The 2,126-nt window shown below is 41.2% G+C and carries 2 protein-coding genes; both read left to right on the top strand.

All coding sequences use genetic code 11. The annotated features are described in order from the left end of the window. The first annotated feature begins 243 nt into the window (after window positions 1-243). On the top strand, window positions 244-1,131 hold the full coding sequence (locus F6K49_RS43275) for a class I SAM-dependent methyltransferase (protein ID WP_293107821.1): 888 nt from the start codon (window positions 244-246) through the stop codon (window positions 1,129-1,131). Between the two features lie 108 nt (window positions 1,132-1,239). Then, a partial coding sequence (gene pseG / locus F6K49_RS43280; protein WP_293107824.1) for a UDP-2,4-diacetamido-2,4,6-trideoxy-beta-L-altropyranose hydrolase occupies window positions 1,240-2,126 on the top strand: 887 nt, incomplete at its 3' end.

Here is a 2,126-nt window from a genome sequence, read left to right on the forward strand (position 1 = left end):
GGCGCATTGAAAATGGACAGTGGGTCAAAGACAATATTTGGGGAAACCCGTCAGCCTATGGCTCAGTAGCCAACCAAGCTGATCAATCAAGTCGTTGAATAAAGGAATTGTAAAAATATGGAAAAACTAGGTCAAAATATTGACTCAAAACAACATTTAATTTTAATGAAGAAGAGCGATTTAAATTAATGTTTATATGTAGTCAATTTGGTTTTTGTGCAATACACTTGTAAAGTAGAGATTATGTTAAAAGAATCAGAAATTCGACCGGATGAATTAATGAAGGCTCAAGCGGAGCGACTGCTAGCTGATATTAGACGTTTACTAGAGCACAAGCAGGATTTTGTCACTGTCAATTGCCCTGCATGTGCTTCCCATGAAAGTCACAAAGTATACGAAAAATACGAGATTCAATTTGTGATGTGTGACTCGTGCGAGACTGTATATGCAAACCCTCGACCTAGTCCTGAACACCTAGATGAATACTATCGAGAATCTGAAAATTACGCTTATTGGAATAAGTATATTTTCCCGGCTTCAGAAGCAGCTCGACGCGAAAAAATATTTAAGCCACGAGTGCAAAAAGTTATTGATATTTGTAAAAAATTTTATGTACCAACCAATACGCTATTGGAAGTAGGAGCAGGGTTTGGCATTTTCTGTGAAGAAATTCAGAAAACAGGAGTTTTCCAAAAGGTGATTGGGGTTGAACCAACACCAGACTTGGCACAAACCTGCCGTAATCGTGGTATAGAAATTCTTGAAAAGCCGATAGAGGAAATTAATTTTGGGAATGAAGTCATTGATGTAATTGTAAACTTTGAAGTAATTGAGCATCTCTTTGCTCCTAGTAATTTTGTAGCAAAATGTTATGAATTGCTAGCTGATGGAGGAATATTTATCCTCACCTGCCCGAATGCTAAAGGGTTTGATATCGTAACTTTGGAGAATAAATCTAGTGCAGTTGATAATGAACATCTAAATTTGTTTAATCTAAATTCTCTGACAATATTGTTAGAATCTTGTGGTTTTGATGTACTTGAAAAGCAAACACCAGGAAGACTGGATGCTGAATTAGTTCGTAAGCAAATTGTAGCCGGTAATTTTGATGTCAGCAATCAACCTTTTTGAAAACAAATTTTGATAGATGAATGGGAGAGTAAAGGCGAGGCATTTCAAGATTTTTTGTCCACAAATAATCTATCATCAAATATGCTATTGGTTGCTAGGAAACCTTAAATGAATCTTATTATTCGTGCAAATGCTTCTCTAAAAATAGGTACAGGTCATGTGATGCGCTGTCTAGCCTTAGCTCAAGCTTGGCAAGAAACAGGGGGTGAGGCTATTTTTATTCTGAACACAGAAGCATGTGTACTACAGGAGCGTCTGCGATCGCAATCAATGGAAGTTGTTCACCTATCAGTTTCTTCTGGAAGTACTGAAGATGCCAAGCAAACAGCAAGTTTTGCACACCAGTTTGGTGCTGATTGGGTGGTGGTGGATGGTTATCACTTCGGAGCTGACTATCAGCGAGTGATTAAAGAAGCTGGGTTACGGCTGTTGTTTATTGATGACTATGGCCATGCAGCTCACTACTGGGCTGACCTAGTGTTGAACCAAAATGTGTACGCCCATGAGGGACTGTATGCTAAACGGGAATCCTACACCCAGCTGCTGCTGGGTACCCAATATACACTCCTCAGGAAGGAATTCTGGCCTTGGCAAGGCTGGCAGCGGCAGATCCCGACAGTGGCACGGAAGGTGCTGGTTACCTTGGGAGGCGCAGACCCCGATAATGTGACCCTAAAAGTGATTCAGGCACTACAGCAGGTCAAGGTTGAAGGACTCGAAGCAGTGGTGGTGGTTGGGGGGAGTAATCCTCATTATCAGCAGTTACAGGCAGCAGTGCATGATTCGGGGACAGCAATTACGCTCAAGTATAATGTGACGAATATGCCAGAGTTGATGGCTTGGGCAGATATTGCGATCGCAGCTGGGGGAAGTACTTGTTGGGAGTTGGCCTTTATGGGTAACCCAAGTTTGGTTGTCATTCTAGCTGAAAATCAACGGCAAGTAGCGGAGAAACTGGATGCTTTTGGTGCTGCAATTAATTTTGGGTGGCATAA

The organism is Moorena sp. SIO3I6, from assembly GCF_010672095.1.

Bases quoted from the DNA above. Each gene is read 5' to 3' on its own strand.
- F6K49_RS43275 (WP_293107821.1), top strand. From the start codon at position 244: ATGTTAAAAGAATCAGAAATTCGACCGGATGAATTAATGAAGGCTCAA.